This is a genomic window from Mucilaginibacter straminoryzae (assembly GCF_022953055.1).
Classification (GTDB): Bacteria; Bacteroidota; Bacteroidia; order Sphingobacteriales; family Sphingobacteriaceae; genus Mucilaginibacter; species Mucilaginibacter straminoryzae.
Genome location: NZ_JALJEJ010000003.1, coordinates 60470 through 86792, shown reverse-complemented (window position 1 = coordinate 86792; position 26323 = coordinate 60470). Strand labels below are relative to the sequence as shown.

General features: G+C 44.0%; 28 protein-coding genes. 5 read left to right on the top strand and 23 right to left on the bottom strand.

Annotated elements, in window-relative coordinates; genetic code table 11:
- The first annotated feature begins 51 nt into the window (after positions 1-51).
- Positions 52-471, top strand: coding sequence for a hypothetical protein (locus MUY27_RS07610; RefSeq protein WP_245129406.1), 420 nt, complete (start codon positions 52-54; stop codon positions 469-471).
- Positions 472-559: 88 nt separating this feature from the next.
- On the opposite strand, the gene MUY27_RS07605 is transcribed toward MUY27_RS07610, so the two are convergent.
- From MUY27_RS07605 to MUY27_RS07515, 19 genes are all read right to left on the bottom strand, one after another.
- Positions 560-793, bottom strand: coding sequence for a hypothetical protein (locus MUY27_RS07605; RefSeq protein ID WP_245129405.1), 234 nt, complete (start codon positions 791-793; stop codon positions 560-562).
- Between the two features lie 11 nt (positions 794-804).
- Entirely contained in the window at positions 805-1671 is an 867-nt protein-coding gene (locus MUY27_RS07600; RefSeq protein ID WP_245129404.1) for a universal stress protein, read from the bottom strand.
- Positions 1672-1857: 186 nt separating this feature from the next.
- On the bottom strand, positions 1858-2544 hold the full coding sequence (locus MUY27_RS07595; RefSeq protein WP_245129403.1) for an ABC transporter ATP-binding protein: 687 nt from the start codon (positions 2542-2544) through the stop codon (positions 1858-1860).
- Between the two features lie 2 nt (positions 2545-2546).
- A complete protein-coding gene (locus MUY27_RS07590; protein ID WP_245129402.1) occupies positions 2547-3788 on the bottom strand; it encodes an ABC transporter permease in 1242 nt (413 codons plus the stop codon).
- Positions 3788-4876, bottom strand: coding sequence for an efflux RND transporter periplasmic adaptor subunit (locus MUY27_RS07585; RefSeq protein WP_245129401.1), 1089 nt, complete (start codon positions 4874-4876; stop codon positions 3788-3790). Before MUY27_RS07585 ends, MUY27_RS07590 begins: the two co-directional genes overlap by 1 nt.
- 9 nt (positions 4877-4885) lie before the next feature.
- Positions 4886-6208 (bottom strand): TolC family protein, encoded by a 1323-nt coding sequence (locus MUY27_RS07580; RefSeq protein WP_245129400.1) that lies wholly within the window; start codon positions 6206-6208, stop codon positions 4886-4888.
- A gap of 1 nt (position 6209) precedes the next feature.
- On the bottom strand, positions 6210-6818 hold the full coding sequence (locus MUY27_RS07575) for a TetR/AcrR family transcriptional regulator (protein WP_245129399.1): 609 nt from the start codon (positions 6816-6818) through the stop codon (positions 6210-6212).
- A 200-nt stretch (positions 6819-7018) separates the two neighbouring features.
- Positions 7019-7744, bottom strand: a complete 726-nt coding sequence (locus MUY27_RS07570; RefSeq protein WP_245129398.1) for a DoxX family protein — start codon at positions 7742-7744, stop codon at positions 7019-7021.
- Between the two features lie 98 nt (positions 7745-7842).
- Positions 7843-8424 (bottom strand): TetR/AcrR family transcriptional regulator, encoded by a 582-nt coding sequence (locus MUY27_RS07565; protein ID WP_245129397.1) that lies wholly within the window; start codon positions 8422-8424, stop codon positions 7843-7845.
- A 59-nt stretch (positions 8425-8483) separates the two neighbouring features.
- Positions 8484-9233: an SDR family NAD(P)-dependent oxidoreductase gene (locus MUY27_RS07560; RefSeq protein ID WP_245129396.1), complete on the bottom strand. Its 750-nt coding sequence runs from the start codon at positions 9231-9233 to the stop codon at positions 8484-8486.
- 241 nt (positions 9234-9474) lie between these two features.
- Positions 9475-10890, bottom strand: a complete 1416-nt coding sequence (locus MUY27_RS07555) for an efflux transporter outer membrane subunit (RefSeq protein WP_245129395.1) — start codon at positions 10888-10890, stop codon at positions 9475-9477.
- A 13-nt stretch (positions 10891-10903) separates the two neighbouring features.
- Positions 10904-14086, bottom strand: a complete 3183-nt coding sequence (locus MUY27_RS07550; protein WP_245129394.1) for an efflux RND transporter permease subunit — start codon at positions 14084-14086, stop codon at positions 10904-10906.
- Positions 14087-14156: 70 nt separating this feature from the next.
- Positions 14157-15344 carry an efflux RND transporter periplasmic adaptor subunit gene (locus MUY27_RS07545; protein ID WP_245129393.1) on the bottom strand — a complete coding sequence of 396 codons (1188 nt, stop codon included), beginning with the start codon at positions 15342-15344 and terminating at the stop codon, positions 14157-14159.
- Between the two features lie 94 nt (positions 15345-15438).
- Positions 15439-16038, bottom strand: coding sequence for a TetR/AcrR family transcriptional regulator (locus tag MUY27_RS07540; protein ID WP_245129392.1), 600 nt, complete (start codon positions 16036-16038; stop codon positions 15439-15441).
- Positions 16039-16186: 148 nt separating this feature from the next.
- A complete protein-coding gene (locus tag MUY27_RS07535; RefSeq protein ID WP_245129391.1) occupies positions 16187-17194 on the bottom strand; it encodes a YihY/virulence factor BrkB family protein in 1008 nt (335 codons plus the stop codon).
- A 10-nt stretch (positions 17195-17204) separates the two neighbouring features.
- Positions 17205-17612 (bottom strand): acyl-CoA thioesterase, encoded by a 408-nt coding sequence (locus MUY27_RS07530; protein WP_245129390.1) that lies wholly within the window; start codon positions 17610-17612, stop codon positions 17205-17207.
- On the bottom strand, positions 17612-18664 hold the full coding sequence (gene mltG / locus MUY27_RS07525) for an endolytic transglycosylase MltG (RefSeq protein ID WP_245129389.1): 1053 nt from the start codon (positions 18662-18664) through the stop codon (positions 17612-17614). Before mltG ends, MUY27_RS07530 begins: the two co-directional genes overlap by 1 nt.
- Before the next feature lie 5 nt (positions 18665-18669).
- On the bottom strand, positions 18670-18984 hold the full coding sequence (locus tag MUY27_RS07520) for a rhodanese-like domain-containing protein (RefSeq protein WP_245129388.1): 315 nt from the start codon (positions 18982-18984) through the stop codon (positions 18670-18672).
- On the bottom strand, positions 18968-19756 hold the full coding sequence (locus tag MUY27_RS07515; protein ID WP_245129387.1) for a PASTA domain-containing protein: 789 nt from the start codon (positions 19754-19756) through the stop codon (positions 18968-18970). The genes MUY27_RS07520 and MUY27_RS07515 overlap by 17 nt, the downstream gene beginning before the upstream one ends.
- A gap of 95 nt (positions 19757-19851) precedes the next feature.
- Between MUY27_RS07515 and MUY27_RS07510 the strand changes: the two genes are divergently transcribed.
- Genes MUY27_RS07510 through MUY27_RS07500 form a run of 3 tightly spaced genes read left to right on the top strand, consistent with a single transcriptional unit; the run spans position 19852 to position 22624 of the window.
- Entirely contained in the window at positions 19852-20844 is a 993-nt protein-coding gene (locus MUY27_RS07510; RefSeq protein ID WP_245129386.1) for a D-alanine--D-alanine ligase, read from the top strand.
- A gap of 32 nt (positions 20845-20876) precedes the next feature.
- Positions 20877-21515: an ABC transporter ATP-binding protein gene (locus tag MUY27_RS07505; protein ID WP_245129385.1), complete on the top strand. Its 639-nt coding sequence runs from the start codon at positions 20877-20879 to the stop codon at positions 21513-21515.
- Positions 21512-22624, top strand: coding sequence for a hypothetical protein (locus MUY27_RS07500; protein ID WP_245129384.1), 1113 nt, complete (start codon positions 21512-21514; stop codon positions 22622-22624). The genes MUY27_RS07505 and MUY27_RS07500 overlap by 4 nt, the downstream gene beginning before the upstream one ends.
- Positions 22625-22641: 17 nt before the next feature.
- Here the strand turns inward: MUY27_RS07500 and MUY27_RS07495 are convergent, their stop codons facing one another.
- From MUY27_RS07495 to MUY27_RS07480, 4 genes are all read right to left on the bottom strand, one after another.
- Positions 22642-23160, bottom strand: coding sequence for a GNAT family N-acetyltransferase (locus MUY27_RS07495; RefSeq protein WP_245129383.1), 519 nt, complete (start codon positions 23158-23160; stop codon positions 22642-22644).
- A gap of 67 nt (positions 23161-23227) precedes the next feature.
- The gene (locus MUY27_RS07490; protein WP_245129382.1) at positions 23228-23818 is read right to left on the bottom strand and encodes a hypothetical protein; all 591 of its coding nucleotides are present in this window, start codon (positions 23816-23818) and stop codon (positions 23228-23230) included.
- A complete protein-coding gene (locus MUY27_RS07485; RefSeq protein ID WP_245129381.1) occupies positions 23805-24302 on the bottom strand; it encodes an RNA polymerase sigma factor in 498 nt (165 codons plus the stop codon). Before MUY27_RS07485 ends, MUY27_RS07490 begins: the two co-directional genes overlap by 14 nt.
- Positions 24303-24352: 50 nt before the next feature.
- Positions 24353-24874 (bottom strand): hypothetical protein, encoded by a 522-nt coding sequence (locus tag MUY27_RS07480; RefSeq protein WP_245129380.1) that lies wholly within the window; start codon positions 24872-24874, stop codon positions 24353-24355.
- A 59-nt stretch (positions 24875-24933) separates the two neighbouring features.
- Here MUY27_RS07480 and MUY27_RS07475 point away from each other — a divergent pair, with 59 nt between their 5' ends.
- A complete protein-coding gene (locus MUY27_RS07475; RefSeq protein ID WP_245129379.1) occupies positions 24934-26307 on the top strand; it encodes a dicarboxylate/amino acid:cation symporter in 1374 nt (457 codons plus the stop codon).
- The last annotated feature ends 16 nt before the right edge of the window (positions 26308-26323 follow it).

Below are 26323 nucleotides of genomic sequence, written 5' to 3'. Positions count from 1 at the left end.
TGATGGCCGTAGCATCGGGAAGTATTTTTAGGGAATAAACCGGATATAATTATGGAATCAGTAAAAGCACTATCTGCACGTTCATTACAGTATTATGCCATTGGGCGCCAGTGGCAGTCAGACCTGGAATTCTTTAAGGTGGAAACAGCTTTTCTACATCGCCTGCTCGATGATTATTTTATTCCGCTGTCAAACGAGATCTATCTCAACCGACTGAAGAAAGCAGGGGAGAACCTGTTCAGGTTAGAAGAAGACGAAAGCAGGATGGAAATTTTGCTGAACAGCCAGCTTAGAGAACTGGAGCTCATGGCTGAAGACATGATTGCCGAAGATGCAGAGCAACTATCCGGCACACAAGTGGAACTGGAATACATGATCGCCGGCCTAGCCAAAGCCTACAGGGAAGTAAAACAGGAATTATTTAGCTTGATAGAATGCCTGATCAAAGACCGTAAAATGCTTACTGCCTAATCGAAAAACAATAGGGGTTTTAATTAGAGAAGCGCTCGCATAATCTTCTTATGCGGCGCTTTCTCATTTCGCCCCTTACCACAAATTTTTATCTTAAACTTTTCACTTCAAACTCTTTCTGATAAAAGTAGTCCCGGCCATCGTTGGTCCAGCTGAGGGTTGCTTTCCATTTGCCTTCGGGCAAATTTTCAATCGGTATCTGGGCGGTTTCGCCATAATGGGTTGATAACCGCATCACCCGGCTTTGGTTGGGTGCGCTCAGGCAAACCAAACGCACCATTCCTTTTACCGGGTGACAGAAATGAAACTTCAAGGTTTTCATAATCCGCTATTTTAAACTTTCATGGATGAAGGAAATATCAGCAGCGGCAGCGCCAGGTTTGCCAACGCTTTGCGGGTTTCGCTCTGCTTAAACAATCCCTCTAAGAAAGACCGCTGGTGATGCAGCATGGCAAACATATCGGGTTTTTCTTCTTCACAAAGTGTAGCTAAACGTTGTTGAAGATTCTTGCCTTTTACGCCTTTATAACTAATCGCCTGGTTTTTCAATTGTGCAATGTCTTCTAAAAGGGAAACCTGAGCGGCGTGATTGTCTTGCTGGTTTTCCCCGTAAAGGCCTACGTGCACTACTTCAACGTTTGCATCAAAAGCTGCAGCAAAAGCGGCAAGATAGCCGATCGCAATTTTATCGGATGGATCAAAATTGGTAGCGTAAAATATACGTTTGATACCAGATTGCACAGCCCCCTCGGGTACAATAAGTACAGGCACTTTACTTTTACCGATAACGGTATTGGTTTCGCTGCCCATCATAAAGTGTTCAAATGCATTATGTGTGCCCGCACCCATCACAATCATTTCCAGGTGGCCATGATGTTCTATTTCGGCAAGTCCGCTACTGATGCCGCCCCCGAATGCCAGTGTTCTGACACTTGGTTTCCGTTGCCCTTCCGGTAGCTTATCAATGATAGATGTGAGCTGTTCCTTCAGGTCTTTCAGGCCTTTTTCGCTTTCCTGTTCCTGCAAGGTATAAACATCGGCAGACCATGGCAGCGTTTCCGCGTAAGAAAGCACAGGTTCTGTAACGTAAGCATTAGCTAAAAGCAAATTGGCATGCAGCGTTGATGCCAGTTTTACAGCAACCCTGGCTGCATAGTTGGCATTGGAAGAAAAATTGGTTAGAACTACAATTGTTTTCATAATTGACATCTCCGGTTTAAATGATTCCCGCATCCACGACGGTTGCGCACTTAGCTGCTAACCGTGTGAAATGCTGTAATAAAAGTGAGAATTGTCGTTAAAAACAAGTATGACGTTGGTCACTTAATAAATTGATTTTCAATTTAATTAAGCAGAAGATCGGCTTGCCTAAACAAAGTTGTAATGCTAATTCTTGCTGATGATCCTTCCGTCGGCAAGTTCAATTACGCGGTCACTGTTTTTGGCAAAGTCCTCGTCGTGGGTAACGGCAATAATGGTTTGCCCGCGCTCTGCGGCCAGTTGCCTAAAGATGTCAAATACGATTTGTGTATTCTTAGAGTCAAGGTTGCCGGTTGGTTCATCGCCCATAATGATAGATGGTTCGTTAATGAGCGCCCTGGCGATGGCTACCCGTTGCTGTTGGCCGCCCGAAAGCTTGCTGGAAAGTTTAAGCGCCTGATCCTGCAAACCCAATAGTTTTAAATTCTGATATGCCTTTTCCTCAATCTCGGCTTTGCTCTTGCTACCCAATTTAAGTGCGGGAAGCATTACATTATCCAATACAGAAAACTCGGGCAATAGATAGTGGAACTGAAAAACAAAGCCGATGTGCGCATTCCTGAAGGCAGCTAACTGGTTTTGCGATTGCCCGGTGAGTACCTCGTCATTAATAGTGAGTTTGCCGTCGTAATCAGTATCCATGGTAGAAAGGATGTACAATAGCGTTGATTTTCCAGAACCTGATTTTCCCGTCAACGATAAAAATTCGCCCCTTTTTACCGAGAAGTTAATATCTACCAACACCTGGAAACGCTCGGGCTGGTAAAAATACTTGTTGATGCCCGTTGCTGTCAGTGCAATTTTATCTTCCATATTTACCCCCTGATAATTTCAACCGGATCTATTTTCGACGCCTTCCTGGCCGGCAGATAACCCGCAACCAGTGTTGTAATTAACCCAAACATAAACGCCATTACGTAATCCTGTACATGATAACCCATTGGCAAGTTGTTAAGCGGACCGATCTTGAAAGGAATATGATTAACAATATCCGCAATGATAAACCCGATCAGCATACCCACCAACCCGCCGATCACCCCGATAACGATAGCCTGCGTGAGAAAAATTTCCGTCACGTCGCCGCTGGAAAAACCCATTGCTTTAAGGATAGCAATCTCGCGAATCTTCTCATTGATGGTCATATTCATGATGTTATAGATACCAAAGCCGGCCACCAAAAGTATGGTCAACGAAACCGCCATAGCGATGGCGTTTCTTAATTTAGAACCTGCTTCCAACTGCTGGTTAGACATCTGCCAGCTTTCTACTTTGTAGGGGATCACCGGGGCAATCCGTTGTACTACAGGCGCTGTTTTTTCAAAATCTGCAATATTTACCTGAAGGTCTGTTACATACTCCTGGTTTTTATTCATCAGCTGGCGCGCCGCGGTAATGTTAATATATGCCTTGGCTTTATCTACGCTCTTGATATTGGTTTGAAATATGCCGATCAGCTTGTAATTACGGCTTACGCCATCAGACGTGAGGATGTTTACGTTATCATCAACATTCAAACTAAGGTCGTGTGCCAGATCAGCCCCGATGATGATCCCATCCGGCCGGTACTGCAAATTATTCCACTGACCGCTGATCATGTATTGAGAGGTATTGAACAATTTATTTTCCTTTTCTACATCAACGCCCGAAAGCGTTCCGTTGAGCTTATTGCCACCATTTCTGAAGAAGGCATTGATATTTACCTGTGGGGTAATCTCGAGCACTTCGGGTTGTTTACGAACGAGGTCGAGAATTGCGGCCGTATTTTTAATCCCTTCTGTATACTGGATAACCTTTGCATTCCGGATATTGATAGCCGTGTTAGCAGGATAGACCTTTTTAACCAGGTTGGTGTTATCAGCCGGGCCGTCATTATAAATATGGATATGTGCCAGGGTCGTAAACGCCAGTACATTCTGCATATCGTTTACACCGGACATAAAACTGTTCATGAACACATACATAGAAATACCAAACGTAACCCCCAGCAAGGCCACAATGGTTTGCCTTAACCGCGATGTGAGGTGTACCCTGGCTATTTTTAAGTTGGTTGCCGCCATTACTGTTGCTTTGGTAAGGTTAGTTCCTCGTTTTCATTAAGTCCACTGATGATTTCGGTCCACTCCAGGGTGCGTATCCCTACCTTCACCCGGCGCTTTTCGCCGTTGGAAGCGAGTATGACGTTATTATCATTTACCACATAATAAGAAGGGATAACCAGGGCATTTTTACTGGTGCGGATGATAATATTGGCTTGCAATTGCGTACCATTCAACACCCGGCCGGGATTTTCTTTAAAGGTTGCTTCGGCAATAAAAGACTGCTCGTTGGTGTTAAAAGCAGGATAAATTTTAGTGATCACCGCTTCGTGTACCTTATCTTTATCACTGTTTAAAGCGATAAGCGCCCTTTGGCCCAGTTTGATCCGCTCGATATCTTCTTCGGCAATGTAGAGCTTAATTATGGGCGTACCTACACCAATAGAAGCAATGGCATCACCCTTACGGACATAATCACCAACCTTCTTCACCACGTTCATTACCACACCGGGGCCGGTACTCGTAATGTTATAGTAATTATTATTTTCCTGCTGGATCTGGTATTGGGCACGTGCGTTAGCAAGGTTCAGGTTAAGGTTACGCTGTAGGTCTGCCAGGTTCTTTTGCAATACATGCAGGTTAGATTGCGAATTTTGATAGTTCAGCCTGGCGTTTTCAAAATCTACAGCAGAAATAGCCTGTGTTTTAATCAGCCGGGAATACCGTTGGTAATTGGCCGAATCTACTGATAACTTCTTCTGTGCCTGTGCTATTTGTAGTTTCAGCTGTGCTATCTGTGGCGAACCCTGCGCGGTATTAGTTTCCGCATAACGCAGGTTGGTAAGCGCATTACCCACTTGTGTCTGTTGCACTTCATTGGACAGACGGAAAAGTGGCTGACCTTTTTTTACGGTATCCCCCTCGGCTACATAAGCCGCCCTGATGTAGCCCTCGGCATTTGCGGTAGCAGTATATTGATTGACATTCTCGATATGGCCGCTGCCGAAAACTGCATCCACAATATCTTTACGCTGTGGCTTTACCTCGTTTTTCTGCTTGCAACCAACTGCGGCAAGCAATACAAGTAACAGTAGTTTAGGGTATTTCATGGCTAATATTTATTGTCTGGAGATTAATGTTGCCCGAACAGAAAGCAACTGTGATAGATTATTCAGATAAAGATTTTCTGCGTTGAGGTAATCCTGAAAAGCGCGCAGATAGGTATCCATATTGATTACACCTTCCTGGTACTTCTGCTGATTAAGCCGCAGGTTGTCGCCGTAAAGCTTAAAGCTGTTTTTAGATGCCTTAAGCGCCTGCAGGTAATCCGCATAGTTTTTCAACAGCAACTTGTCATTGATCTCGCTTTGCTGCCTGGCATTCTGATACTGCAAGTTGGCAATATCGTGCTGTACCAACGCACTCTTATATTTGTTGGCATTGGTAAAACCGGTAAAAATAGGTACGGTTAAATTTACACCTATGTATCGGTAGGCATTCCAGCGGTTGTTATCTAGGGACAAACCAAAATCGTCCCGGAACTGCTGTCCGCCCAGGTACATTGTTGCAGAAAGCTTAGGATAAGCCGCAGCCCTTTGCGAACGGCTTTGTAATTCAGAAACTAAAGCCTGCTGCTGGTAGGGGAGCAGGCTTTTATCTGCCCCAACATCGCCGGGTAAAGAGGTCGTTAAAGTATCAACATTTAATCCTTCCACCAGCTCCAATTCATTAACGGGTTTCTCTCCGAGTAAAATCTTCAGGTTTTCGACGCTCTGGTCATACAACTGCTGGCTTTGTGCCGCATTTTGCAGAATGTTATTACTATTAATAGTTGCCTGGTTAACAGATAGTAGATCAGTAGTGCCTTCCTTTAATCGCTGGCGGGTAAGAGCAACAATGCTGTCAGCCAGGTTTTTATCCACCGCGTTTATTTTCAACGCGTTTTTGGCAACTAATGCTGAAAAGTACAGGCGGCTTACTTGTTCTTTAAGATCTTGTACAAAGCTTTCACGTTGTGCCTCACTCAACCTGATGTTATTTGCGGCAATTTTTGCTTGCATCACCGCAGTCCAGTCGACAATACTTTGACTAAGGGTAATACCGGTACTGTAGTTATATTTCTTCCCGAACTGGGCGTAAAATGTTGTTCCAGGCTGACCGATCAAAATTCCGGGTACGGGTGTTACGCTCAAGTGCAAATTGTCTGTACTTGTAAAACCCGCAGAGGCGTTAGGATAAATAAAGCCTTTTGATGCTTTATAATTTAAGGCGGCTTGCTTTAGTTGTTGTTGGTAAACCGCTTGTGTGGGATTATTTTTAACGGCCTGAGAAAGCACTTCAGGCAATGAGTGCAGCCGGATGGTGTCAGGTTTGTTTTGTGCGACCGAAAGGGCAGGCAAACAAATAGCAGACAGGATGAAGAGCGTTTTTAGGGGATTCATGCTAAAATTCTTTTAAGTATTTGATCAGCATTTCGTGGATCATTTTTTTTCGTTCTTCCATAAAAGTTTCCCAACCCATTTCCGGAACTACGCCGATGTTTTTGATCAGCGGTTCGGCCAGATAGGGGAATACAATGCCTGATACAATCGTGATAAAGATCTGTAGAGGCCTTACCCCCCTGATCTGCTTTAACTCTATAGCTTCTATCAACTGTTTTACAAAGACGGTTTCTTTGATATGGTTCTCTTTAACAATTCCCAGGTATTGCTCTGGATTGCTTCTTAGTTCGTTAATAACGAACAATGGCAGGTTAGGATTAAGGATCAGCGAACTGGCATAATGCTCGATAATCATTGGGATCTTTTCTTCCCAGGTACTTCCTTCATGATTAAGAATAGTAACTATGCCACCGATAAACTGCCTAAACGACAGCAAAAAAACCTGCCCGAATAACTGCTCCTTACTACGGTAGTAATAATGCAGCATGGCTTTGTTGATGCCTGCTGTATCTGCAATTTCCTGCATGCGTGCGCCATTTAGCCCCTTTTTATGAAATACCGCTAAAGCGGCTTCGAAAATTTTTTGTTCTGTTTTCTTATCTTCAACCATATAGTTTAACCATTTGGTTAAATACAAAATAAAGCTTATTCTATTTAAAAATCAATAGCGCAATGTTAAACAGCGGGACTAAATTTTATTTTGCTTTATATCACCCTTTGTTGTGATTCAGATCACTTTAACACTTTGCTAAAAAGGCAGTAAGCGCGGAACATATACTGGATGGACTATGGAAAGTGAGCCTATATTGTTTACTTTTTGATATCGCTGTTTTTGTTTAAAAGCTGATGGTACATTGCCAGACTTTTGTCTAATGGGAGGCCGTTGTTATGGATGCAATCGCAAAAGACCTCACATGCATTACTGCCTTTTGGATCTTTACATTGGCGTTTGCAGTCATTTAAAGTATTACGCGGCATTATATCAAATGCCTTCGGAAGCGTCAGTATCAGGATAACGATGACGGCCGCTACGGCGGAAAAAAACTTTATAGGAAAGCTATTGTCGCGCTTTATTAAAGCATGTGTTTTAGCAGTAGCATTGAAGGGTAAAATAAACCGAATCTTGTCGTAATTCCATAATAGCACATACAGATTGGCTAATACCATGAGGGGAGAGGAGAGCAAAGAACCATCGAACCGAACGGAGAGTGATAAGATACAGATGTTGAGTATGATAGGAAAATAAAGCAGTGCACCAAGTACCACGGTTTGCGGTATTAATAGTAAAACGGCGGCGGTGACTTGCGCTACCCCGATGAATGTATAATAGTAACCAGTGTGGTATAAAGCTTCCAGGTAATGCCCCATCGGATGGTTATTTGAAAGTGATGTAAAACGCTCACCCATAATTTTCACAAAGCCCGAAGGCAGGAATCCGGCGGCAAGTGCCACCCGGCAGAAAACCGAGAAGTAATACATCCATTTGTTGTTTTTTGCTCTGGCGTGTAATTGGTCGATCTTTATTTTTAATATCACTATAAAGCACTTTGAAATACAAAGTTAAAACATCTAAATTAATTGCTGTAATAAATTATAGATGATATTGAATTCGAAATAAGTAGGGAAGAAGGTAATTAATTCAAAACATTCAGCGTCATCGCGACTATATCGTTGAAGACACTTTTATCCGTAGCTGTTTTAGCGGTTACGCGCATGCCCTTTACGGTATTGAGCATGAACCTGGCGATTGCATGAGCATCTTTGTCTTTAGAAAGCTCGCCTGTTTCCTGCCCGTTTTTTATAATGGTAAAAAAAAGCTTTTCTAATTGCTGATCGTTATCACAAACCATTTCGTTTACTGTTGGGTCTACGCTGGCTACTTCTACGCCGGCATTTACCAGAAAACAACCTTTTTGCCGGGTATCACTCAATAGCTCATTAATCGTAAAATCAAATAATCTTCTAATAGCCTCTTTTGCCGAGGGTGTACTACCGGCAATAGTGCTGATTTTTTCACCTGCTGACGTCTTGTAACTCTCCAGGGCTTTTAAAAAAAGACTATGCTTATCGCCAAAGGTATCATACAGACTGGAGCGGCTGATGCCAAGTGCATCCACCAGATCTTGCATAGACGTGGCATTATAGCCCTTTAACCAAAAAAGATCTATCGCCTTGTTCAATACTTCCTGTTCATCAAAATCTTTTGATCGTGCCATAACGTAAAAAGCTTTGCCCGGTTACCAGGCAAAGCTATTAATTAAAGTGTCAATAATAATTATCTTAAGCCGCCGCCAGCTAAAATTGTTTCGCCGGTAAGCCATTTAGAATCGTCTGATGAAAGGAATACCGCGATATGCGCGATATCATCAGGCTGACCAACGCGACCAAGCGGTGTAGTTTTTACAATCTCTTTCTCAAAATCACTTCCGATGAAGCCTGCAGTCTGCGCGCCTTCAGTATCGATCATACCTGGGTTAATCGAGTTAATTCTGATGTTCTTAGGGCCAAGTTCTTTTGATAATACATGAGTAATAGCATCTACAGCACCTTTGGTTGCGGTGTAGATTGCGCTACCCGGAGGAGTAATACGGCTCACAACAGAACCAATGTTGATAATGCTTCCGCCGTTGGGGTTAAAGCTTTTTAACGCGGCCTGGGTGGTCAGCAACAAGCCTAAAACGTTGATATCAAACTGCTGGTGAAATTCTTCGGCGGTTAATAGCTCAATCGGGTTCATTTTGTAAATACCTGCGTTATTTACCAGGATATCTACCGCGCCAAAAGCTTTCTGGGTTTCTTCAAATAAACGGGCAATGTCTTCAGCGTTGCTGACATTTCCCTGCACCGCAATGGCTTTACCGCCATTGGCAGTAATTTCTGCTACTACTTTATCTGCGCCTTCTTTTGATGACGCATAATTTACTACTACAGCTGCCCCTTCGTTTGCCAGGCTTTTTGCAATACCTGCGCCAATACCTTTAGATGCCCCGGTTACTACTGCTACTTTGTTTGCTAACTTTTTCATGATAAAATTTGCTATTTGGAATGTTTGTTCCACAAATATAAATCTATTACGGAACGATTGTTCCGTAATTATTTTAATTGATTTTTGGATGACATATAGCAGTCGAAAAGGGAAAATAGTGAAGAAGGGAGGGGAATGAGAAGTGAAACGTGGTTTATATAGATCTACCAAATTCGGTGCAAAAAAAGAGCGCAACTTTTAAAGATGCGCTCTTTACATAGATAGTGTAAGGTGTTTCTTTTTATTTCCAGCCGCCGCCTAAAGAGCGGTATAGTTCAATTACAGAACCCATTTCATTTCTTTTGATTGCGGCAAGGTTTAACTCTGCCTGCAAGGCATTGGTCTGTGCCGTAATTACTTCCAGGTAATTCGCCATATCGCTTTTGAAAAGTAATTGGGCATTTTTTACGGCTTGTTTCAGTGTATCTACCTGGTTAACAGCTAACAAACGTTGCTGATCTAATTTCTGATTTTGTATCAGCGCGTTGCTTACCTCGCCGGTAGCGTTCAATACAGACTGACGGAATTGCAACACGGCAGTCTCACGGTTTACTTTTGCCACTTCAAATTCTGTTTTGTAGCGACGGCGATTGATCAGCGGTTGTAAGATCGAGCCGTTAACAATCCCGAACAGTGATGCGGGAACATTGAACCAAGTACTGGCCTTCAAGCTTTCCAACCCACCATTCGCGCTGATTACCAGGGAAGGATACATGTTGCCTTGTGCAACGCCAACCTGTGCGTTAGCTGCAACTAATGCCATCTCGGTCGAACGTACATCGGGGCGACGGGCGAGTAGACCGGCAGGTAATCCGGTTGATAACTGCGATGGCAATTGCAATGCATCAAGTGTGGATGTATGTGCAATTTCGCCTGGCAACTGACCGGTTAATATTTGCAAAGCATTTTGTTGAATAGCGATGTTCTGTTCCAACTGAGGAATCAGCAGGGCAGTGGTTTGGCGTTGTGCATCTGCCTGCTGAACAGCCAGTAAAGTTACCTCACCCGCGGTTTTCAGCAGTCTGGTTAAACGAAGCGTGCTATCGCTCAATTCTAAGTTGCGCTTGCTGATTGACAGTTGTTTTTCCAGCATCAGCAGGTTGTAATAGCCTTGAGCAATATCTGAAACCAACCTTGTTTGAACTGCCTTTTTAGCCTCGTAAGTTTGCAGGTATTGTGCTAATGCCGCCTCTTTTTGCCTGCGAAGCTTACCCCAGGTATCAATCTCCCAGGACAAATTCAAGTTAGCATTATAATCTTCGATATGGCTGCTGCCTAAAAAGCCGTTTGCACTTAATCCATTCAAACTGTTCTTTGACGGACGGTTATACTGCCCGGCCACTTGCAGATTCAAATCTGGCAGTAAGATCAGCTTCGCCTGTTTAACGCGTTCATTAGCAGCATCAATACGTTTTAAAGCAATCTGCAAGTCATAGTTATATTGAATGCCCTTATCGATCAGGCTTTGTAGGGTGGCATCAGTAAAAAACTGGCGCCACTCTAAATCACCGATGCTGCTGGTATCTGCATAGCTCACGTTGTTAAACTGGGCAGGCAGCGGGGCATCTGGTCGCTGGTAGTTTTTGCCCACTTTACAGGATGCAATTACCAGCGAGGTGAAAAGGATGGTATATGTTAAAAAATTATTTGTTTTCATGATTAAAAGGATATTAGGCGTTGGTTAATTCTAATTCACGTTCCTCTTCCGCGTGCTCATCATCCTCATCGTCTTTTTTACGGCTGATCTTTTCATGCAGGAACTGGAAGATGACAAACAACACCGGAATAACAAACACCCCGAAGATTACACCTGTAAGCATACCGCCTACCGCACCGGTACCGATAGAACGGTTACCAAGGGCAGAAGCACCTGCGGCCCTCATCAACGGAATCAAACCAACGATGAATGCAAAAGAAGTCATCAGGATTGGGCGAAGGCGTAAGCGTGAAGCCTCTAAAGCTGCTGCTACAAGGTCCATCCCTACCTTACGGCGTTGTACAGCGTACTCCACAATCAGAATGGCGTTCTTCGCCAATAAACCGATCAGCATGATCAGACACACCTGCACATAAATGTTGTTATCAATACCCATCAGGTTAATGAACAGCATTACCCCGAAAATACCCAGCGGGATAGTGGTAATAACCGCCAGCGGAAGGATATAGCTCTCATACTGTGCTGCCAAAAGGAAGTATACGAATACCAAACTCATGGCAAAGATGATCAGTATCTGCGAACCAGAACTGATCTCCTCACGGGTCATCCCGGTAAACTCGGTATAATAGCCTCTGGGTAAAGATGTTTTAGCCGTTTCCTGTATCGCTTTGATTGCGTCACCTGTACTGTATCCTGGTTTAGGCACACCGTTAATGGTTACGGCATTGAACAGGTTGTTACGGGTCACTGTTTCCGGACCGTAAACACGGCGCAGTTTTACTAAACCATTTGCAGGTACCATCTGGCCTGAAGTGTTCTTCACGTAAATATTATCCAGCGATTGTGGATTGTTACGATAAGACGCATCGGCCTGGGCCATCACCCGGTAGTATTTACCAAAGCGGTTAAAGTCTGTCACGAAGCTGCTACCATAGTAAACCTGTAGGGTCTTGAGCAGATCGGCCACGTTAACACCTAGCTGGCGAGCCTTTTCGTTATCTACCTGTATTTCGTATTGCGGGTTACCAGCCGCAAAAGTGGTGAAAGCGTACGCAATTTCTTTACGTTGCATCAGCGCACCAAGGAAGGCATGAGTAGTAGAATCCAGCTTACCCATCGTACCGTTGTTATGGTCCTGAAGCATAAACTCGAAACCACTCACGTTACCGAAACCCTGAACAGTAGGGAAAGTAAAGAAGAATGCGCTTGCACCTTTAACCTGTTGTGCCACTTTCATAGTCATAGCAGCAGTAATCTGGTTCAGATCTTTCATTGCACCGCGTTCATCCTGCGGCTTCATCCGGATGAAACCTGCACCATAAGGCGCTGCATTAGCGTTGGAGATAAAGTTCAGACCTTCTACAATGTAGTGGTTTTTGGTGATCGGATCGTTTTTCACAATCTCATTAATCTCTTGCATCGCTTTGTGCGTGCGCTCTAATGAACTGCCCGGAGGCGTATTTACGGCATACAACAAGAAGCCCTGGTCTTCTGTGGGAATAAAGCCTGTAGGCGTGGTGCGAATCATGAAGAAAGTTACCGCTGTAATGGTTACCAAACCGCCAATGGCTACCCATTTACGTTTGATCAGGAACTGTAACGACTTGATGTATTTTGCCGTCATGGCATTAAAGCCGGTATTAAACGCAGCAAAAAAGCGTGCGCCAAACCCTTTTTTCTCGTGGCCGTGTTCTTCTGCATGCGGGTTTTTCAGAAACAGCGCAGTCAGCGCCGGACTAAGCGTTAACGCGTTAACCGCCGATATCAAAATCGCGATAGCGAGCGTGAATGCAAACTGCCTGTAGAATACTCCGGCCGGGCCTTGCATAAAACCTACCGGAACGAATACTGCCGCCATTACCAAGGTAATAGAAACGATAGCGCCGGAAATCTCACTCATGGATGAAATAGTAGCCCTGCGTGCCGAAAGCTTGGTGCCTTCCATCTTGGCGTGAACGGCTTCCACCACCACAATTGCGTCGTCCACTACAATACCAATTGCGAGTACCAAAGCGAACAGCGTAAGCAGGTTGATACTGAAACCGAACAAGCGCATGAAGAAGAACGTACCGATAATCGCTACCGGAACGGCAATTGCCGGGATTAAGGTCGAACGGAAATCTTGCAGGAAGATAAACACTACAATGAATACCAGTATAAAGGCTTCAATCAGTGTATGTTTTACCTGATCGATAGAAGCATCCAAAAACTCTTTGGAGTTATACATAATCACCGGTTCTACACCTTTGGGCAGGGTAGTGGCAAACTCTTTCAGCTGTCTTTCCGCTTCAGTCAAAATATCGTTTGCGTTAGAACCCGCAGTTTGGAAGATAGCTACACCTGAAGTGGGCTGACCGTTTAACTGGCTGCTTGATGAATAGGTGTAAGAACCGAATTCTACACGGGCAACATCTTTCAACCTGATCATTGAACCATCGGCATTGGCTTTAATGATGATGTTCTCAAAATCCTTGTTCTTGTTCAGTTTGCCTTTGTATTTTAATACATATTCGAAGGCTTCTTTACTGCTTTCACCTAACCGGCCGGGAGCAGCTTCCAAGCTTTGATCTTTAATCGCATCAGTTACGTCTTGTGGTGAAAGATTATAAGCGTTCAAACGATCTGGTTTCAGCCAGATGCGCATAGAGTAATCGTGCGTACCAAAAGGCTGCGCCTGACCAACACCCGGTATACGTTGTAACTGCGGGATCAGGTTGATCTTAATATAGTTCTGAAGGAAAGTTTCGTTATAGCTGGTATCCTTACTGGTCAAGGCCACGAACATAATAATACTGTTCTGAACCTTTTGTGTAGATACACCAGACTGTACCACTTCCTGCGGAATCTGGCTAATAGCTTTAGAAACCCTGTTTTGCACGTTTACGGCAGCAATATCCGGGTCTGTACCCTGCTTAAAGTAAACGTTCAGGGTCATGGTACCGTCGTTGCTGGAGTTAGAGGTCATATAGGTCATGTTCTCTACACCGTTCACCGCTTCCTCTATAGGGGTAGCTACAGAACGGGCAACAACTTCGGCGTTTGCACCGGGGTATGCAGCAGTAACCTGAACTGTAGGCGGTGCAATATCAGGGAACTGCGTAATAGGTAATGTTGTTAGAGAGATAATCCCCAGCAGCACCAGTAAGGTTGAAATTACGGTGGAAAGGACGGGCCTTTCAATAAATCGTTTTAACATGGCTGTGGCATTAAGTATCCCAAAACGCATTGGAGATACAGTTAATTAATTGTTCTAAGTGATGTTTTTATTATAAAGCGGCGGTTTTCAGCAAGCTGTCTTCAGACATTGCTTTAGGCTTGATGATCACCCCGTCATGCAGGCGGTCAATACCCTGATAAACGATTTTATCGCCAGGTTTTAACCCGCCGGATACCAGGTAGAATTTACCCGCTGTACCTGCGATGGTTAATGGTTTACCGTAAACCTTATTGCTGTCTGCAAGCGCGTAAACAAATACCTTATCCTGTAGCTCGAACGTAGCTTCCTGCGGCACCAATAGTTTGTTGGTTACTTCTGTCGATAGCCTGATCTTGCCGGTATTACCAGAGCGTAACAAACCGTTGTTATTAGGGAAAGTCGCACGGAAGCTGATGGTACCGTCTGTTTTGTTAAACTGGCCTTCTGCTAATTCTACCTTTCCTTTAGCTGGGTAAATGCTGTTATCTGCCAGTACCAGTTCTACCGCAGGCAATTGCTTAATTTTCTCTGCTAAAGTATTGCCCGGATATTTAGCTTTAAAGGTGCTGAAGTCGTTCTCGCTCATGGTAAAGTAAGCATGTACGGCTTTATTTTCTGAAAGCACGGTTAATGGCTGCGGGGTTGAACGGCCGACCAGGCTACCTGTTTTAAAAGGAATACTGCTGATGTAGCCATCTGCCGGAGCAGTGATTGTCGTATAACCCACATTGATCTTTGCAGATTCAACCATTGCCTTAGCTTGTGCTACCTGCGCTTTAGCTGCATCATAAGCTGCTTTTGCAGTTTGTAACTGCACATCTGAAATAACGTTGTTTTGAACCAGTGGTGTTAGTTTGTTTACATTGATGGCTGCGCTTTCTAAAGCTGCTTTAGCAGATAAATATTGTGCGTTGGCATTGTTCAATTGCTCACGATAGGGGCGTGCATCTATACGGAACAAGGGCTGGCCTTTGTGTACGAATGCGCCTTCGTCTACAGAAATAGCTTCCAGCGTACCATCTACCTGCGGACGGATCTCTATATCGCGGTTACCCTGTAATGCAGCGGTGTATTCTGAATACACAGTTGCCGGTTTACTGCTTACACTGATTACGGGTAACTCTTGCGGGGGCATTGCAGCGGCGGCAGGAGGTGTCTGTTTACAGCTGCTCAATAAATCCACCGCAAGTATGAGGATAAAGAACAGCAAGGTATACATTACCGGTCTTTGGCTTTTGTTTTCTACTGAGGTTTCCATACTTTATTTTGTTGTTATGATAGTGTTAATAATGTTAAATAATTTAACGTTGTAAATTTTCCTAACAGTGTTAGGAACAAGGCCAAAAAAATTTCTACTTCAGATTCCGGATGTAGCCATTTACCGCATCATCCAATACCATTTTGTTCAATTCCTTATCGGCCGGGGAAGTACCGCTAATCTTTATAGACACTAAACCGTGCATTACTGACCATAAGGTATGATACTTCAGGCAGGCGCTAACATCGCTGCGGTTATGCTTGGTCAGCATTTCCTGGATCGGCTCCATGAGCATGTCTGAGAAGGTCTCAAACTCTGTGGTACATTTACCACTTTCGCAGGACGCCATCCCGATACCGAACATTAGCTGATATAACTGGATATTGTTAAAGGCAAAGTCCCAGTAGGCATCTGCCATCGCCTTAATTTTGTCCTCAGGGGTTGAACAACAATTACGGGCGGCTTCTAATTTCTCTGTCAGTTTCCGGAAACCTTTCTTACCAAATTCAAGCAAAATGGCTTCCTTGTTTTCAAAATGGTCATAGATCACCGGGACGCTATATTCTATAGCATCAGCAATTTTGCGGATCGATAAAGCTTGCCAACCATCTTTCTGCACCATATCCCATGCAGTTTTGATGATGTCTTGCCTTACTTCTTCACGCTGTCTTTGCCTTCTTTCAACTATTCCCATTTATCTTTCCCTAACAGTGTTAGCAAATATAGTGGTGTTTAAATTCAAGTTGCAAATGCAATTGAAAAGTTTTTTCGAAAAACCAGTCATATTGAACTGTAATGACAAAATTACCTCTTGTAAGACAATCGTATGACGGTGATGGTAATCAATTCTTCCTTCTGTTTTCGATCTTCTGATTAACCGTCGACTTTCTTACACCTCTGAATGTATTAAAACGTGGCTTACTGATCTGTACATTACGTTTCGACAGTTCGATACTGGCATTCAGCTCAAAACCGATCAGGATGATCAGTGAGTTGATATACAACCAGATCATTACGACGATAAGCGTTCCGATAGAACCGTAGACTTTATTATAAGAAGAAAAATGATCGATGTAGTAGGTGAAACCAAGCGAAGTAAGCACGGCCAGGAAAGTAGCTAATATGGCACCCGGGCTAACCAGCTTCCAACGGTCTCGCTTATGCGCCGGACCGTAACGGTATAGGATAGCAAGCGTACTGAAAAAAATCAGAATAACAATAATCCACCGGCCTAAAAGCAACAGGAGTGTCCAGAACAAACCGTTGCTGTTCAGCTTTCTTTCGATAAGATTTACCAGCGCCTGCCCGGCGATAAGAATAGCAATGGCCAATAACAGCGAAAAGCTGATCACCACCGTTAATGTAAGCGAAATAATCCTTCGGCGCAGCCAGGGGCGGGTTTCTACAATCAGTGAGGATTTGTTAAAAGCCTGCATTAGTTTATAAACCCCGTTTGAAGCAAAGTAAAGCGCAGAAGCAAAACCAACCGACAATAATTGCCCATTCTGGTTCTTGATAATATCTTTAATGGTGGCTTCCAACGCGCTGTAAGCATTGTAAGGTAACACCACCGACATCAGTTCGATCAGTTGATCCTGAAAATGTGAAACCGGGATGTAAGGGATCAGCGTAAATAAAAAGATAATGGCCGGGAACAGCGCCAGCATAAAGAAATAGGCGAGGGAAGACGCCTTGCTGACCAGCGATTCCTGCTGGATTTCCTTTATAAAGAATTTGGCAACCGTATGCAATGGCAGCGGCCGGAACCCCGGCAGGATCACCACCTTAGTCCAGTCGATAAAATATTGGTAAAATCTAAACCGGCATAAAAAGCGGTGCAGCCATTTCATTTAAGCAAAATTACTCAAAAAAAGGCTTCAGCGCATCCAGAAAATCCTGAGCAGGTAAACACGGCCGGTTGGTTTGCATGTTGACAAAAACCAATAATGTTTCGCCGGTATGAATTAGCGCACCGCTTTCATTGTACAATTCGTAATTGAAGTGGATTTTCACGCCGGGCATTTTTTGCATAATCACCTTCACGCTAATCTCTTCGTCGTAACGGGCAGGCTTCAAATACTTGCATTTCATTTCCAGCACGGGCATCATAATGCCTGACTCTTCCATGCTTTTATAAGTAAGCCCTAAACTGCGCAGCATTTCCACACGGCCTACCTCGTAAAATTCCGCATAGTTGCCATAATACATATAGCCCATCTGGTCGGTCTCGCCGTAACGGACGCGTATTTTAGTAGTATGGGTAAACATTAGTGCTTAATGTTACGGGCGTCTAAAGCCTGCTGGAACCTTCTTGCATTGGCTTTGTGTTCAGCTTCGTTGGTAGCGAAGTTGTGATAGCCAGAAAAATCTTCCTTGGCACACATGTAAATATAATCGTGGTTCTCGTGATTCAACACGGCCTTTACCGCATTTACAGAAGGCATCATGATCGGTCCCGGAGGAAGGCCCGCATTCAGGTAAGTATTGTAAGGCGACGGGGTTGATAAATACTTGTTTAATACACGATGAATGGTAAAATCTCCCGTTGCAAAAATCACCGTTGGGTCTGCCTGCAGGTGCATGCCCTTTTTTAAACGGTTCAGATATAGGCCTGCAATTTTCGGCATCTCATCATCATGCAGGGCTTCGGCGTCTACAATAGACGCAAGGATAGAAACCTGGATAGGCGAAAGGTTGATGGCTGCCGCCTTTTGCTTACGCTCCGGCGTCCAGAATTTCTCATACTCGCTGTTCATACGGGTAAAGAATTTCTCGGGCGTGGTGTTCCAATAAAATTGGTAGCTGTTCGGCATAAACATCACATATACGTTTTCAGGCGTGAAGCCGTACTGCTGCAAATATGAGGTAGAATCCAGCAAATGGATGATAGACGCAGAATCCGGTTCGATGTTTTTAGCCAGAAATCCGGCGAACTGCGTTTTCAAACGCAGGTTATGAAAAGAAAGCTTAACAGGCTCCTGATTACCCGCGGCCAGCATATTGATAAACTTGCGGTTGCTCATTCCCGGCTTTAAACGATACTTACCCGGCTTTACACGATTGGTATATTTCATGTTATGGGCAGCCCATAAAAAGGTAGTGGTATCTTTTACCATGCCGTCTTTGCGGATGGTATCATAAACTTCCTGGAAATTTGCCCCTGTATGGATGTACAGGTATTCCTTATTGTCGGTTACGTTAGGCCCGAAATAGCGCAGGTAGTAAACTACGCCGGTAATGCCCAGCGCTAGCACGACAATTAGAACCAGCGCAATAATAAATTTTCTGAATGTTCCGCCCGATGATGTTGTTTGAGCCATGTTTCTTATAGCGATTGTATTTTTTCTATTGCCAGTAAACCGCCTGTAACGTTCCTGACATTCTGATAACCATTTTGTTCTAGAATTGATTGTGCGGTTTCACTACGAAGCCCCGCACTGCAGATAACGATAATCTCGTCATTTAAATTGTACGGCAGCTGATTTAACTGACCAGCCAGCTTACCAACAGGTATGTTTTGCCCGCCGATGTTCCGGGTATGATATTCGATGTGCTCGCGAACATCCAGTAAATTAAGCACTTCCTGATTCTTCAGCCTTTGCAGAAGTTCTGCTGCCGAAATATCATTGTTGTGGTTCATCCGTCTTCTTACCCTGGCTTACCGTTAAGTTAATACGTGTACCGATGCTGGTTTTGCTCAGCGAATCTGTTTTCATCGGGAATTGGGAAATCACTACCAGGTTGGTTGAGTCTGTTATACTTCCCTGATAAGTAATAGACCCGATAGCAAGCCCAGCGCCTTTAATTGCAAATCTCGCCGCATCTAAATCAAGGTTTACCACTTCCGGAATATCTACCTCGCTGGCACCTGCACCATCACCCAAAACTAAATCAACCTTTGATCCTTTGGGCAACTTAAAGCCCGGCTGAATAGTCTGCCCGGCAAATTTTATTTCCAGGATACGGTCGCGGGCAATGTCAGAACGATAGGTGGTGTCGCCAATCTTTAAACCGAAGTTAGAGAGGGTAGCTTCTGCTTCTCGGAAGGTGCTTTGCGACAGATCCGGCAGGGAAACGTTAGGGGCAAGGCGGGTAACAACAGTAAGGTATATGTTACGGCCTTGTTTTACATTCGTGCCTGCGTCTGGGTCTTGCTCTATTACGGTACCCGGCGGCTGGTCTAATACATAGACAGAATCCACCTGGTATTTAAAGCCTTGCTGATCAAGCAATGCCGTAGCTTTTTCTACCGGCATCCCTTTCAATCCAGGAACAGGAACGCCCTCACCATGTCGGGTGTAGTATCCCAGGCTGAAGTAGGCGATCAGCAGTACCAGGAAAACGGCACCAACGGCAATCAGAAAATTATTTCGAAAACTTTTAGTTTTTAGATATTCCCAGAATTTACTCATTACGTATCAATCAGAAATTAATAGTCCTGAAATCAGTAGCCAAACATAGGAATTTTTTGTGTCCCTTTTGTTGTCCTTTCTATATCTTTGGCGGTATGTCAGCCAAGAAAATAGCCCTCATTGCCGGCGGATACACCGGCGAATATGAAGTTTCGATTAACAGCGCGCAAAATATTGCAGCCCAGTTAACCAGCAAAGGATACCATGTTTACAAAATTTTAGTAAACCGTGACAGCTGGTTTTATGACGGTGACAGCGGTAAAGTCGAGGTAGACAAAAACGATTTCAGCCTGACCATCAACGGCGAAAAAGTAACGTTTGACGCGGCTTTTATTACCATACACGGCACCCCGGGCGAGGACGGAAAAATGCAGGGCTACCTTGACATGCTGGGCATTCCTTATAATAATTGCGATGCAGCTACCTCTGCCATTACCATGAATAAGGCTTATACCAAAGCCATCGTTAATGGTATCCGCCACCTGCACACGGCAAAATCCATCCAGCTTTTTGGTAAAGATGTACATGATGTAGCGAACATCAGTGCCCAGCTTAAATTCCCATTGTTTATTAAGCCCAATAATGGCGGCAGTAGTGTAGGCATGAGCAAGGTTCACCAGCCTTCAGAGCTGTCTGCGGCATTGGAAAAAGCATTTAAAGAAGACAGCCAGGTATTAATAGAAGAATTCATTAAAGGCCGCGAGTTTAGCATTGGCATCGCTAAGTTGAATAACGAATTACGCGTGCTTCCGGCTACCGAGATTATCAGCTCTAAAGAGTTTTTTGATTACGAAGCAAAATATACACCGGGTGTCAGCCAGGAAATTACCCCGGCCAATTTAACAGAAGAACAACAGGAACGCGTAGCGGCTATTGTTACCGAGGCCTACCTGCGCCTCAACTGCAAAGGCATGTGCCGGGTTGATTTCATTCTGGAAGAAAATACAGACAATTTCTATTTTATCGAGATCAATACTACGCCCGGGCAATCGGCTAATAGCTTGATCCCGCAACAGGTAAGGGCCGCCGGTATGGACCTGGCCGAATTTTACAGCACCCTGGTAGAAAATGCGTCTAACAGTTTGTAACAACCGCTCTATCAGCAAGTCTTATCCGCATCATGCTGCAGTTTAAAGACTTTAAAAAATCATATGGAAGCTTTCAGGCCTTGTCTATCGCCGATTTTAAGGTGGAACAAGGCCTGTACTGGTTAAAAGGGGTTAACGGATCTGGCAAAAGCACCCTGCTGAAGTCTATCGCCGGGATACTTTCCTTTGACGGGGATATTATCTTAAATGGCAGCATCAATCAGAAAAAAGAACCGGTGCTTTACCGGCAGTTGGTAAGTTTCGCTGAAGCTGAGCCTTTATTTCCCGAGTTTTTGACCGGCCGTGAACTGATACGCCTGTTTGCAGAAGCCCGCAAAGCCGAAAAAGGACAGGAGCAGCCATACATTGAATCGATGCAGATGCAAAGCTATGTAGACAGGCCGATCGGCTCCTACTCCAGCGGTATGAATAAGAAGCTTTCGTTGCTGCTGGCTTTTCTTGGGCATCCGAAATTGATCTTGCTGGATGAACCATTAATTACCATCGATACCGCCTCGCTTGAAATTCTTTACAGCTGGATCAACCAACGCCGCCAGCAGGAGGGAACAGGCTTTATTCTTTCGTCGCACCAGTCTTTAGACGATGCTACTTTGCCGAAGACCGGCGAATTACTGATTCAGAATCATACGCTGCAAAACTTAGACGTATGAGTAATTCGTTAACAGTAGTATTAAACAAGATCTTCACTGCGGGTTTTTACCGCGCCCATGCAGGCATGTTCCTATTTATCTTTTTGGCGATGTTCGGTTCGGTACCGGGCAACCAATTGCTATATTATCACGAATCGTTAATGCTGGCTTGCTTAACCAGTCCGGCTTTTCTTGCCATCGTATTTGCCGCCTGGCTGTTATACGTTGTTAAAGCTACGTTTCATATTGCGGGAATATTCAGGTTGCCGCATCAGCAGTTTTTATTTTACAGCGCCAACGCTATAGAGCGGAAACAACTATGGACAGCCTGGCTGATCACCCAATTCAATATCCTGTTACCGGTAATCATTTATGGCGGGCTAACGGTTGCGGTAGGTTTAACACACGGTATTTACACCGCTTCAATCATCATTATTATATACCTCTTATTTTTAATCGGAATAGGTGCGTGGATGAACATCCGGTTATTAATAACCCCTGCTGATAACACAAAAGAAAGCAGGATGATACGCTGGTTCAGCAATTTCCCTAAGCCGTATTTCAGTTTGTTTGTTTATCACATTTTCCACGCTAAAAAACTACCGTACCTGATCACGAAGATTATTTCCTGGGTGATCATTACTGGTGTATTTGCACTTTTTGCAGATGTAAAACATGATATGCGCGTAGCGGGAATTGCCGTGCTGGCCATCGCGGTAGCACATGCGGTAATTGTGTTTGAAGAGCGCACTTTTGAAGAAACCAACCTGGTATTCGCCCGGAATCTCCCTTATAGTAAAATCAGGTTGTTTGCCGGGTTCGCCCTTAGTTACCTGATCTTATTATTGCCCGAAGTAATCTGGCTGTACGCACGGTTCGATCCCGTTTTAGCTACCGAACTGATGTTATTTCCCCTGAGTAGTATATTGTTGTTCCATTGTCTGTTGTATCGCCTCGGGTTGGATATGGAGCGTTACATGCAGTGGGTGTTGGGCTTGTTTATTGTTATCTTTTGGATAATGATGTTTAAGGTATTAGTTGCCGCTATTGTGCTTAACCTGCTTGCTGCTTTTCTATTATTCTACTTTAACTATTACCGTTCTTTTCCGGTGCTGCCCAAGGGAGAGTAATAGACATTGACATCCAGTTACAATTGCTTCTTCATCAACCAATCTGTCTGCCGGTCATTGCCAAGCATGAAATCGTGTTCGCCTATTTTGGTAAATCCATTGCGTTCGTAAAAACGGATGGCGTTAACGTTGCGCTCCCAAACCCCTAACCAGATATAGGCCTTCTTTAAACGTCTGCCCGTATCTATAGCCAAGTTAAATAATGCCTGCCCGATCTTGAGGTTCTGGAAATTCGAATGGACATATAATCGCTCTACCTCCATGCCGGTGTCTTCCCGAAATTCTGTTTGTGCAAAATTAAAGTTTAACTTTAAGTAACCAGCCAAAGCATTTTTATAATAGGCAAAGTAAAATTGTGAATGGTTGTTAGAAAGCTCTGCTAACAGGCCATCCCGGTTGAATGTCTTTGCGGCGTAGAGCGCCATATCTTCCGCAGTATTTTGATGTGCGAAGGCAGTAAAAAAGACGTCTTTGCTGAAGGATAATAGCACATCAACATCTTCGGCAGTAGCACGGCGTATAAGCAGGGATTCCATACCGGGCGAAGATAATTCTTTCACCGCCAACTATTTCATCTATTGGTTTAAGAAGCAAAAGGAAATGCTATTCAAACTGCGTTTCCAGCCGCTCTAACCTGTCGATCATCAGGTTCAGTTTTTCTTCCTCGTTCTTAAAGATCCTTACGCGAAGAAAGAAGGTGCAAAACAATATCCAGACGATGGTTAACCCATAAACCAGGTAGCGGGTTAATAGCGATGCTTTCTCTAATAACTCGAACAGGTAGAGCGAAAAGCCCATACTGATGAGCAGTACAAAGATAAAGTAGAACCATCCCGCCAGTTTAGACCGCTGCTTCTGGTATTCTTTCAGGTTTTTCAGGTAATCTGTCGGGTTAATGGTATGGTCGCGTTTATGCAAGATCCGGTAATGCCGCACGATCAGTGACAAATACAATAGCATCGTCATCAGGATCATACCAACACCCACATACGTTTGCCAGTATTTAAAAGTGAAGAAAAACAAAACGATAAACGTGTATAACGCAATGCCAATCATGGCGACAATGCCCCAATACAATTTAGAGGTTATACTATTCACCCCCTTCTTTACCTGCTTCAGCACCTCGTCCACCGAAAGCTGTTCCCGGGCTGGCTGTCCCTGCCAAACCGAGAGCAAATGATCAAAGTCTTTCATAGTGGTTATATAAATCCGTTAATTTCTGTTTAATTCTAAAAATCTTCACACGTAAATTTCCTTCTGTAATACCCGAAACTTCTGCAATTTCAGGGTACGGTACTTCGTCGAGCACCATGGTTATTATAATTCTTTCTGTTTCTTCCAGCTTTGATATACACTTGTACAGCAAAGCCACCTGTTCGTTCTTCTCAGAAAATTCTTCTTTCTGGTTTTCTGCAATTTGTGGCGTCAGCTCGTCTTTAGCCTGACGCTTTTCCGATCGCAGATAAGTTAAACAGGTATTTACGGCTATGCGATAGATCCAGGTGGAAATTTGCGCCTGGTTCCTGAATTTGTCCAGGTTTTGCCAGACTTTTAAAAACGTCTCCTGCAGCAGATCGTTTGCGGCGTCGTCGTCCCCCGTGTAGCCATAACACAGGTGGTAGATCTTTTTAGAGTTAGCTGCGAATATTTGCCTGAAGGCGGCTTCTTTATCGGCCACAGTTTAGTTGAATTTTAATTTTAGACACGCCCTGGCGGGTAATGTTACAATTAAATATCTTTAATGTTAAACCAAAGCAACTTGTTACCCAAATCGCCAAGCAACTCATCAAACTCCTGCCGGTAATCAAACTGCAAATCTTCATGCAATTTACTAATGGATGCCTTCACTTTTTGTAACTGTCTTGTTAAAATTTGCCGTAGTGGCTTATAGGATGCCTTTCTGTCTACATTGTCCAGGTAATCGCGGCAGAAATGCAATAATAATTCAACCTCTACCTGTTTAGACGCACTGAATTTTATTTGCTTATTAATAAAACGAAGAATTTTACGAAGCCCTTTTGCTGCCTGATAGCTATGACTGCTTAACTGACTGAACATCAAACTACTTTCTGATTTTACCTGATCTATGAAAGCAGCCTCGTCATGGGAAAGAAAAAGCAAATAAGCTAACAACTCTTTGTTTTCCTTTTTGTACTTAGCCATGCGCAGGCACAGATCTGCCAGTTGCACATCGCTGTAATGCTTAATTTCGGCTTTAATTTCTTTCAGTCCGAATTGTTGAATACTCATCGGCGCTAAATTTCAGCAAAATATTAAATAAATTGTAGCTTCGCCTTTTAATCAAATTCATGACCCGGAACAAACTTACCCTTTTCATCTTTATAGCACTTTTTGCCGGTATCATCGTAGGGTACCTTTATAACGTCAATGTTATCGATCAGTTCAATAAAAACATTACTGCAGCAGATACCAGGATAAAAACGGTTGATTTAAAGCTTACCCAGGTAAAAGATACCACTACCGCCGAATTCAAAGCACTAAAAGCCGAACGCACGACGCAGGTGGCAGAACGTAAAAAGAATGACACTGCGCGTGAGGATAAATTGACAGGTTTCAGTGTTCTGAGCGATATTTTTCTGCGGCTGATTAAGATGATCGTCGCGCCGTTGGTATTTACCACATTGGTAGTTGGTGTGGCTAAGGTAGGTGATGTAAAAGCGGTCGGCCGTATAGGTGGTAAAACGATGCTGTGGTTCCTCAGTGCTACGTTAGTTTCGTTGTTATTAGGAATGATCCTGGTAAATACGTTCAAACCAGGTGTAGCCATGCACCTGCCGCTACCAGACAGCCATTTGGGTACAGACATCAAAAAGACTGCATTGTCCCTCCGTGATTTTGTGAGCCATGTAGTACCGAAAAGCTTCGTTGAAGCAATGGCAAATAACGAGATCCTGCAGATTGTGATCTTCGCATTGTTTTTTGGTGTGGCTACCGGTGCAATTGGCCCACAGGGAGAGATTGTGGTAAAAGCCATGGACGCCATTGCACATGTGATTCTAAAAATTACCGGTTATGTAATGAAGCTGGCGCCAATAGCAGTGTTCGGCGCGATTACGGCTGTTGTCGCCAAGCAAGGCTTGGGTATCCTTTCTACCTATGCTATTTTCATCGCCGAATTTTACGGATCGCTGCTGATCCTATGGCTAGTGATTATTCTGGCCGGATTCTTTGTATTAAAAGGACGGGCATTTACTTTGGTTAATAATATTAAAGACGCCATGCTGGTAGCCTTTAGCACCTCTACCAGCGAAGCGGCTTACCCGCGCGTGCTGATGGAACTGGAGCGCTTTGGCTGTAATAACAAGATTGTAAGCTTTGTATTACCGCTGGGTTATTCCTTTAACCTCGACGGCTCGATGATGTATATGACCTTTGCCTCATTATTCCTGGCACAATCATACGGGATACATCTGGCGTTCTCTCAGCAATTGTCTATGCTACTGATCCTGATGCTGACCAGTAAAGGTGTTGCCGGTGTACCGCGTGCGTCATTAGTGGTTATTGCTGGCACAATTTCCATGTTTAATATCCCTGAAGCTGGTTTGGCTTTGTTAATCGGTATCGATCCGCTGCTGGATATGGGCCGCTCGGCCACCAACGTATTAGGTAACGCCATGGCTACTGCAGTTGTAAGCAAATGGGAAGGGGAGTTGAAGGAGTAGCTTTTAATTTCGGAAT